The sequence below is a fragment of the Streptomyces sp. NPDC049577 genome, from assembly GCF_040675635.1.
Taxonomy (GTDB): Bacteria; Actinomycetota; Actinomycetes; order Streptomycetales; family Streptomycetaceae; genus Streptomyces.
Genome location: NZ_JBFAPH010000242.1, coordinates 1 through 9,509, shown reverse-complemented (window position 1 = coordinate 9,509; position 9,509 = coordinate 1). Strand labels below are relative to the sequence as shown.

Sequence of the window (9,509 nt, the reverse complement as noted above, 5' to 3'; positions counted from 1 at the left end):
AGCCGATGGCAGGGTCGTGCTCATGACAATGCGCGTCTCGCGATTATCGACCCGCGTGACGCATGGGCCCCAGACCGGATTTCGGCCAGTCGGCGTCGATCGCCCGCGATACGGCCCGCGAGGGTCAGGCCCATGTCGATGCCGGACGACACCCCCGCCGCGGTGACGTACTTGCCGTCGGTGACGACCCGCTCCCCCGTCGGGTCGGCGCCGAGCGCGGCGAGCTGCTCCAGGGCGAGCCAGTGGGAGGTCGCCCGGCGACCCGTCAGGAACCCCGCGGAGGCCAGGATCAGGGAGCCGGTGCACACCGACGTCGTCCAGGTCGTGTGCGCGTCGGCCGCGCGCAGCCAGTCCCGCACCGGGCCCGGGCCCAGCGGCAGGTTCTGCACGGGCCCGCCGGGCACCACGACGATGTCGGGCCGGGGCACGTCGGCCAGTGACGCCGCGGCGACGAGCGCGAGGCTGCCGCTGTCGTTGCCGACGGGCCCGGGGCGCTCGGCGACGAAGACCGGCTCGGCGCCCGGGATCCGGCCGAGCGTCTCGTAGGGGCCGACGGCGTCGAGGCAGGTGAAGCCGGGGTAGAGCAGGATGGCGATCTGCATGAGGAAACCTTTCTCTCCTACTGTTGGGTGGGTGTTTCCGCTCAGGTGGCGGGCCCGGCGGCACGGAAGCGCCGCCGGTACTCGGCCGGGGCCGTGCCCAGGGCGCGGACGAAGGCCCGGCGCATGGCCTCGGGTGTGCCGTAGCCGCAGGCGCGGGAGACCTCCTCGACGCCGTCCGGGCCGTCCTCCAGCAGCCGCCGGGCGGTCTCCAGGCGGACGCGCTCGACGTAGCGTCCGGGCGGCATGCCGACCTCGGACCGGAAGGTCCGCGCGAAGTGCCGGGGCGACATGTTCGCGCGCGCGGCCAGAGCCTCGACGGACAGGTCGGCCCCGGGGTGCTCGGCGATCCAGTGCTGCACCTCGCGCAGCGGCGGCCGGCGCGCGGTCTGGGCGGCGAGCTGGGCGCTGAACTGCCGCTGGTTGCCCGGGCGGCGCAGGAAGACCACCAGGTGGCGGGCGACGGCGAGGGCGCGCTCCCGGCCGTGGTCCTCCTCGACGAGCTGGAGGGCGAGGTCGATGCCCGCCGTGACGCCCGCCGAGGTGGCGACGCGCCCGTCCCGCACGTAGATGGGCTCGACGTCCACCCGTACGTCCGGGAACCGCTCGGCCAGGGTGGCGCAGTAGGCCCAGTGCGTGGTGACCCGGCGGCCGTCCAGCAGTCCTGCCCCGGCGAGCAGGAACGCCCCCGTGCAGACGGAGACGAGCCGCCCGGCGCGCGGGCCGTGCTCGCGCAGCCAGGCGACGAGCCGGGGATCCGGGTCGTCCAGGCAGTGGCCGCCGGGCACCAGCAGGACGTCCGGTGCCGCTTCCCCGTCCAGCGCGCCGTCCGGCGCCAGCCGCAGCCCGCTGTGGGTGCGCACCGGCCCGCCGTCGGCGGTCGCGGTGCGGACCTCGTAGCCGCCCGACCGGCCGGCCGCCGCCGTCGCGCCGTGGAACACCTCGAGCGGTCCGGTGACGTCGAGGCTCTGGACGCCCTCGTAGAGGACGATCAGCACGGTACGGCGGGAGGTCGTCATGCCGTCATGCTCGCGGCCCGCGCGCGACGGCCGCAATGACGGATTCCCCGCCTTTCCTGCCATCGGCCCGCACTGTGATCTCGGCCCTTTCCCGCAGGCCCAACCGGTAAGTAGCGTGCGCGACATGACTTCTCTGCCCGAGCACGCCGGACGGCGCTGCTACAGCGTTCTCAACCCCTACCACTCCGCGCAGTACTTCTCCCCGGACATCCAGCGGGAGCTGAACGCGATCGGCATCGAGGAGTGGGGCCGCGTCTACCTCGCGGCGCGCGCCGCCGCTTTCGGGCCGGTCGGCCCGGGCACGGTGACGGCCGCGTTCTTCAGCTTCAGCCACGACCTGGTGAGCCGTCACCTGCCCGCGGTCTGGGAGATCGCCTCGCCGGAGGCCGTGCTGGAGGCCCGGCTGCGCGCCGCCGACAGCCAGCTGCGCCGCCACCTCGGCGAGGAGGCCGTGGCCTCCCCGGAGCTGGCCGAGGCCGCCGAGCTGGCGCTGCGGGCCGCCGAGGCGTGCGAGCGCCCCATGCGCCCGCTGTACGCCGCGCACGCCGACCTGCCCGTGCCGGACGCCCCGCACCTGGCACTGTGGCACGCCACGACGCTGCTGCGCGAGCACCGCGGCGACGGGCACCTGGCGGTGCTCCTGCATGCCGGTCTCGACCCGATCGAGGCGCTGGTGAGCCACACGGCGACCGGCAAGGGCATGTCCGACAAGTGGCTGCTGAAGACCCGTGGCTGGAGCGAGGAGGACCTGGCCGCCGGCCGGGAGCGGCTGCGCGGGCGCGGGCTGCTCGACGCGGACGGCGCCCTGACGGCGGCCGGTGCCGCGCTGCGGGAGGAGCTGGAGGTGGAGACGGACCGGCTGGACCGTGCCCCGTACGAGCACCTGGGCGCGGCCGGGGTCGAGCGCCTGACCGAGCTGGCGGGCCGCTTCACCATGGCCATCGTGGAGGCCGGCGGCTTCCCGGCGGATCTGCGGGGCTGAACCGGTTGCGGCGGGGGCGCCGCGCCGTCGGGGCCGGCGGTACCTGCCACAATGCGGAGCGCGGGCTCGCGGGGGGAAACCCCCAGAGCCCGCGAGCCCGGACAGCCGGAAGAAAGCAGAGCGTGATCGTGACGACGTCGACGTCGATCGAAAGCAGGATCGCCGAGGAGCTCGGCGTGCGGGAGCGGCAGGTCAAGGCGGCCGTCGACTTGCTCGACGGCGGTTCGACCGTGCCGTTCATCGCGCGCTACCGCAAGGAGGCGACCGGGGCGCTCGACGACGCCCAGCTGCGCACGCTGGAGGAGCGCCTGCGCTACCTCCGGGAGCTGGAGGAGCGCCGGACGGCGGTGCTGGAGTCCGTGCGGGCCCAGGGCAAGCTGGACGAGGCGCTGGAGGCGCGGATCCGCGAGGCCGACTCCAAGGCCCGGCTGGAGGACATCTACCTGCCCTTCAAGCCCAAGCGGCGCACCAAGGCGCAGATCGCGCGGGAGGCCGGGCTGGAGCCGCTGGCCGACGGGCTGCTCGCGGACCCGTCGGTCGAGCCGCTCGTGGCGGCCGCCGCCTTCGTCTCGGCGGACAAGGGCGTCGCGGACGCCGCCGGGGCGCTGGAGGGCGCGCGGGCGATCCTCACGGAGCGGTTCGCGGAGGACGCCGACCTGATCGGCGAGCTGCGCGAGCGCATGTGGACGCGCGGGCGGCTGGCCGCGAAGGTGCGGGAGGGCAAGGAGGAGGCCGGCGCGAAGTTCGCCGACTACTTCTCCTTCGCCGAGCCCTTCACCCAGCTGCCCTCGCACCGGGTGCTCGCCATGCTGCGGGGCGAGAAGGAGGAGGTCCTCGACCTCACGCTGGAGCCCGAGCCGGACGACGCGCCGGCCGAGGGCCCCAGCTCCTACGAGCAGGCCATCGCCCGCCGCTTCGGGGTCGCCGACCGGGGCCGGCCGGCGGACAAGTGGCTGGGTGACACCGTGCGCTGGGCGTGGCGCACCCGCGTCCTGGTCCACCTCGGCATCGACCTGCGGCTGCGGCTGCGGCAGGCCGCCGAGGACGAGGCGGTCCGCGTCTTCGCCGCCAACCTGCGCGACCTGCTGCTCGCCGCGCCCGCCGGCACCCGCGCCACGATGGGCCTGGACCCCGGCTTCCGCACGGGCGTGAAGGTCGCCGTCGTCGACGCGACCGGCAAGGTCGCGGCCACCGAGACGATCTACCCGCACGTCCCGCAGAACAAGTGGGACGCCTCGCTCGCCACCCTCGCCCGGCTGGCGCGCGAGCACCGCGTCGAGCTCGTCGCGATCGGCAACGGCACGGCCTCCCGCGAGACGGACCGGCTGGCCGCCGATCTCATCGCCCGGCACCCGGAGTTGAAGCTCACCAAGGTGATGGTCTCGGAGGCCGGCGCCTCGGTGTACTCCGCCTCCGCCTTCGCCTCGCAGGAACTGCCCGGTCTGGACGTCTCGCTGCGCGGTGCCGTCTCCATCGCCCGGCGGCTCCAGGACCCGCTGGCCGAGCTCGTGAAGATCGACCCGAAGTCCATCGGGGTCGGCCAGTACCAGCACGACCTGTCCGAGGTGAAGCTGTCCCGCTCCCTCGACGCGGTCGTCGAGGACTGCGTCAACGGCGTCGGCGTGGACGTCAACACCGCTTCCGCGCCGCTGCTCTCGCGCGTCTCGGGCATCGGCGCCGGTCTCGCCGAGAACATCGTCGCCCACCGCGACTCGAACGGGCCCTTCCGCTCCCGCAGGGCGCTCAAGGACGTGCCGCGCCTCGGCCCGAAGGCGTACGAGCAGTGCGCCGGCTTCCTGCGCATCCGGGGCGGCGACGACCCGCTGGACGCGTCCAGCGTGCACCCCGAGGCGTACCCGGTGGTGCGGGCCATGGCGAAGACGACGGGCGGCGACGTCGCCTCGCTCATCGGCAACACGGCGGTGCTGCGCTCGCTGCGCCCCGGCGACTTCGTCGACGACTCCTTCGGTCTGCCGACCGTCACCGACATCCTGCGCGAGCTGGAGAAGCCGGGCCGCGACCCGCGCCCGGCCTTCCGCACCGCGACCTTCAAGGAGGGCGTCGAGAAGATCGGCGATCTCCGGCCGGGGATGGTGCTGGAGGGTGTCGTCACGAATGTGGCGGCGTTCGGGGCGTTCGTGGACATCGGCGTCCACCAGGACGGTCTGGTGCATGTGTCGGCGATGTCGAAGACGTTCGTCAAGGATCCGCGGGACGTCGTCAAGCCGGGTGACATCGTGCGGGTGAAGGTGATGGAGGTGGACATCGCGCGCAAGCGGATTTCGCTGACGCTCAGGCTGGACGACGGGGCGCCGTCCGGCGGGGCGCCGAAGAAGGAGCGGGAGCGCCGTCCGTCCGCACCGCGCCAGCGCAAGGGCTCCGCCCCGGCGCCGGCCAACGACGCGATGGCCGATGCTCTCCGCCGCGCGGGGCTGCTGTAGTCCTGGGGGCTTCGCCCCCAGACCCCCGGGCCGCGCTCCGCGCGGTGTCCTCAAACGCCGGACGGGCTGAGTTGTGCGTACCGCCCCCGGTCACGGGAACGCGGGCAAGCGCTTGTCGTACAGCCACGGGTTGAGCACTCTGCTCAACCCGCGGCCCGTCGTGCGGTCCACGTGCGCGAGGAACATCCTCGTGTCCGCGTTGCCGCCGCGGTGGGCCGTGTGCCATGTGCGCAGTACGTGGAAGAAGTCCGCGTCGCCCGCCGCGAGGCGCAGCGCGTGGAGGGCGCACGCGCCCCGGACGTAGACGCGGTCGTCGAAGAGGTGCCGGCGGCCCGGGTCCGCGATGCGCAGGTTCTGGCGGCTGCCCGCCAGGTCGTTGTGGGCCTGGCGGGCCAGCGTGTCCGCGTCGTCCTCGTCGAGGTGCTCGGACCACAGCCACTCCGCGTACGTGGCGAAGCCCTCGTTGAGCCAGATGTGCTGCCAGTCCGTCAGGCCGACGCTGTTGCCGTACCACTGGTGGGCGATCTCGTGGGCGACGAGCGTCTCCCAGCCGCGGCGCCCGTCCACGTGGTTGCGGCCGAAGACGGACAGGGTCTGGTTCTCCACCGGTGCCGCGAGGTCCGCGTCGACGACGACGGCGCCGTAGGACTCGAAGGGGTAGGCGCCGAAGCGGTCGGCGAAGGCGCGCAGGATCTCGGGCTGGCGGGCCAGGTCGTGCCGCGCGGGGTCCGCGAGGTGCGCCGGATAGGCGTTGCGGACGGGGACGGGCCCGTCGTCCGCGGTCGCGTGGGTGAAGCGTCCGGTGTAGACGGCGGCGAGGTAGGTGGCCATGGGGCCGGGGTGGTGGTAGGTCCAGCGCACCGAGCCGTCCGGCAGTTCCGCGCGGTCGCGCAGCGTGCCGTTGGCCAGTGCGTGGTGGCCGCCGGGCACGGTCACGGCGACGGTGTAGGCGGCCTTGTCGTCGGGGCGGTCGTTGCAGGGGAACCACGAGGGCGCGCCCACCGGCTGGGAGGCGACGAGCGTGCCGTCGTGCGGGTCGCCGGTGGCGTCCCAGCCGATGGCGCCGAAGGGCGTGCGGACGGGGCCGGGCCGGCCGGCGTAGCGGATGTCCAGCTGGAAGGGCCGGCCGGGGGCGAGCGGTCGCGGGGCGGTGAGGTAGATCTTGCCGTCCCGGCGGTGGACGGGCACCCGGTGCCCGTCCAGCCGCGCCTCGGCCACCGTGAGGGCGGCCAGGTCGAGTTCGACGCGGCCGATGCGGTCGGCCGCGACCGCCCGGATCCGGGCGTGGCCGTCCAGCCACGCCCGGCCCGGGTCGTAGGCGAGCCGCAGGTCGTAGGCCAGGGTGCGGTGGCCGTACGAGCCGTGGCGCGGGAAGTAGGGCTGCCGCTCCCCCGCCCGCAGCCGGCTCACGTCGGCGGCGGCCGCCGCGAGGGGCAGGGCCGCCACCGCCGTGAGCACGGCGCGCCGGCTGCACCATGCGTGTTTCCGTAAGGTCATGCTTCCCCGCCCCTCGAACCCGGTCCGCTCGTCCTATGCCACGCGTTCGGCCGCCGGTGCGCCCGCCGCCACCGGTACGCGTCGTTCGCCGGCGATGGGGTTGCCCGCCCAGCGGGTGCCGGCCGGCACGGTCTCGCCGCGCATGACCAGCGACGACGGGGCGATGGCGGTGTGTTCGCCGACGCTCGTGCCGGGCAGCAGGATGCCGTGCGGGCCGAGCGAGGCGCCGTCGCCGAGGCGGACGGTGTCCATGCGCATGATCCGGTCGTGGAAGAGGTGCGTCTGCAGGACGCAGCCCCGGTTGACGCTGACGCCGTCGCCGAGCGAGACGAGGTCGGTCTCCGGCAGCCAGTGGGTGTCGCACCACACGCCGCGGCCGACCTTGACGCCGAGGCTGCGCAGCCACCAGTTGATCACCGGGGTGCCGGTGAAGGGGGCGATGAGGAAGGGCACGGCGAGGGATTCGACGAAGGTGTCGTACAGCTCGTTGCGCCAGACGAAGGAGCTCCACAGCGGGTGTTCGCCGGTCTTGAACCGGCCGACGAGCAGCCACTTGGCGGCCGTCGCGGTCAGCGCGGCGACGATGCCGGCGCCCAGCAGGAGCGGTCCGCCGACGAGCGCGGCCAGCCCGAGGCCGCCGCTGACGAAGGCGTCCTGCTCCCCCACCAGCACGGCCTCGGCGAGGGCGAGACCGCACATCAGCGGCAGGATGCGGCACATCTCGACGGCCGCGCGGGCGAGGACGAGCCGTCGCGGCGGCTCGAACGTGCGCCCCTCGGCGGCGTGGGTGGCCACGCGCGGCAGCGGCATCGCGGGCCGGCCCAGCCAGGACGTGCCGGGCTCGCTGTGCTCGGGGGCGTCGGAGAGCACGCCGATCAGGCCGTGGTCGGGGACGCTGCGCCCGGGTCCCACGATGCCGGAGTTGCCGACGAAGGCGCGCCGGCCGACGCGGGCGGGGCCCAGTCGCAGCCATCCGCCGCGCAGTTCGTAGGGGGCGACGAGGGTGTCGTCCGCGAGGAAGGCGCCGTCCTCGACGGTGAGCAGCGACGGCAGCGGCAGGACGGTCGAGATCTCGGCGCGCCGGCCGACCTTGGCGCCGAGCATGCGCAGCCAGGTGGGGGTGGCGAGGCTGGCGTAGAGCGGGAAGAGGCTGGCCCGGGTGCCGGTGAGCAGACGGGTGACGAGCCAGGCCCGCCAGGCGACGCCGCCGCAGGCCGGGTGGAGGCCGGGGCGCAGGCCGCGGCCGAGCAGCCGGACGGTCAGGGCGACGACCATGATCCAGCAGACGGCGGTGACGAAGGTGAACGGCGGTACGGCGGCGAGCAGCAGCAGTGCCGCGGCGGAGAGGGTGGCGCACCCCTTGACGAGGAAGTAGGTGCCGACGAGGGCGGGTGCGGCGGCGATCAGGGGGAGCGCGGGCAGCGCGAACAGGGTCAGCGCGTAGACGGCCGCCCAGCGGCGGGAGCGGTGCGCCCTCGGCTCGGGCCAGTCGCCGGACGGGGACGGGGCGGTGTGCTGCGGGGTGCCGTCCACGCGCGGCGGGACGCGGTCGCCCGCCGCCACGGCGGGCGCCGGGATGCCCGGGACGCGCGCGGTGAGCGGCCGGATCGTGCCGTCGACGGGGCGGGCGGTGCCGTTGTGCGGAGCCGTGGCCGGGGCCCGGTCGGCGGCGGGGCGGGCCGGGGAGCCCTCCCAGATCCGGCCGGCCGGGACGTGCCCGTCGAGGCAGGCGCCGGGGGCGAGCTGGGCGCCGGGGCCGAGCGAGGCGCCCGGCATCAGCATGGTGCGGTGGCCGACGCGGGCGTCGGCGCCGATGGTGACCGCGCCCAGGTGGAGGGTGTCGCCGTCGAGCCACCAGCCGGCGATGTCGGCCTCGGGTTCGACGCTGCAACCGTCGCCGAGCTCGGCGAGGCCGGTGACGGGCGGCATGGCGTGCAGGGCGACGTTGCGGCCCGTGCGGCAGCCGAGGGCGCGCGCGTAGCGCCCGGCCCAGGGGGTGCCGAGGAGGGCCGGCACGCCGAAGGCGGCGACGGCGCGCTCGGCGGTCCACAGCCGCAGATGGGTGCGCCCGCCGCGCGGGTACGTGCCGGGGGTGATGCCGCGGGTGAGCAGCCGGGCGGCGAGGGCGCCGAGTACGAAGCGGGCGGGGGCGCTGTAGAGGACGATCCAGCCGGCGAGAACGAGCCACCAGGAGGTATGGGGGGTCCAGGCCTTGGGGGCGAGCAGCCCGAGGACGTTGTCGGCGGCCGCCAGGCCCACCAGGATCCGCAGCCCGGTGAGGCCGAACAGGGCGGTCTGGACGAGGATCTGGGCGGCTCCGGTGCGGCGCCGCACGGGGCGGACCCGGTGGCCGGTGGTGTCGCGGCCGGCTCCGGGGGTCCCGTGGTGCTCGGCGAGGGAGTCGATGTGCTCGGCCATGTCGCGCAGGACGGGGTGCCGGTAGAGGCCGGCGACCGAGACGCCGGGGTGGTGCTCGCGCAGGGCGGAGGCCATACGGGCGGCGGTCAGGCTGGTGCCGCCCATGGCGACGAAGTCGGAGCCGGCGGTGGGCCGGACGCCGAACAGCTCCTCCCAGAGGGAGGCCAGCCGGGCCGCGGTGCCGTGCAGCTCCTCGGCCGGCCCGTCGGCGTCGGCGTTCTCCAGCGGCCAGGGCAGGGCGTCGCGGTCGACCTTGCCGGAGGTGCGGGTGGGCAGGTCGCCGACCTCGGCGAGGACGGGGACGAGCGCGGCGGGCAGCCGCTCGCCGAGCAGCTTCCGCGCGAGCTGCCGCTCGTAGCCGGGGCCGGGCACGAGGTAGCCGACGAGCAGCTGACCGCCGGCCGGGGTGCCGCGGACGGCCGCGGCGGCGCCGCGGACGCCCGGCAGGGCGCTGAGGGCGGCGTCGATCTCGCCGAGTTCGATGCGGCGGCCGCCGAGCTTGATCTGGTCGTCGGCGCGGCCGGCGAAGACCAGTTCCCCGCCGGCCGTCCAG

At 75.2% G+C, this 9,509-nt stretch carries 6 protein-coding genes; 2 read left to right on the top strand and 4 right to left on the bottom strand.

The window, feature by feature from the left end; translation table 11 throughout:
- Positions 1 to 20 precede the first annotated feature (20 nt).
- A complete protein-coding gene (locus AB0K09_RS23685; RefSeq protein ID WP_366067380.1) occupies positions 21 to 602 on the bottom strand; it encodes a DJ-1/PfpI family protein in 582 nt (193 codons plus the stop codon).
- A 41-nt stretch (positions 603 to 643) separates the two neighbouring features.
- On the bottom strand, positions 644 to 1,618 hold the full coding sequence (locus tag AB0K09_RS23680; protein ID WP_366067379.1) for a GlxA family transcriptional regulator: 975 nt from the start codon (positions 1,616 to 1,618) through the stop codon (positions 644 to 646).
- 124 nt (positions 1,619 to 1,742) lie between these two features.
- Between AB0K09_RS23680 and AB0K09_RS23675 the strand changes: the two genes are divergently transcribed.
- Positions 1,743 to 2,600 (top strand): hypothetical protein, encoded by an 858-nt coding sequence (locus AB0K09_RS23675; RefSeq protein ID WP_366067378.1) that lies wholly within the window; start codon positions 1,743 to 1,745, stop codon positions 2,598 to 2,600.
- A 122-nt stretch (positions 2,601 to 2,722) separates the two neighbouring features.
- Entirely contained in the window at positions 2,723 to 5,041 is a 2,319-nt protein-coding gene (locus AB0K09_RS23670) for a Tex family protein (RefSeq protein ID WP_366067377.1), read from the top strand.
- A gap of 90 nt (positions 5,042 to 5,131) precedes the next feature.
- Here AB0K09_RS23670 and AB0K09_RS23665 read toward each other — a convergent pair whose 3' ends face one another.
- Positions 5,132 to 6,538: a M1 family metallopeptidase gene (locus AB0K09_RS23665; protein ID WP_366067376.1), complete on the bottom strand. Its 1,407-nt coding sequence runs from the start codon at positions 6,536 to 6,538 to the stop codon at positions 5,132 to 5,134.
- A gap of 33 nt (positions 6,539 to 6,571) precedes the next feature.
- A partial coding sequence (locus AB0K09_RS23660) for a Pls/PosA family non-ribosomal peptide synthetase (protein ID WP_366067375.1) occupies positions 6,572 to 9,509 on the bottom strand: 2,938 nt, incomplete at its 5' end.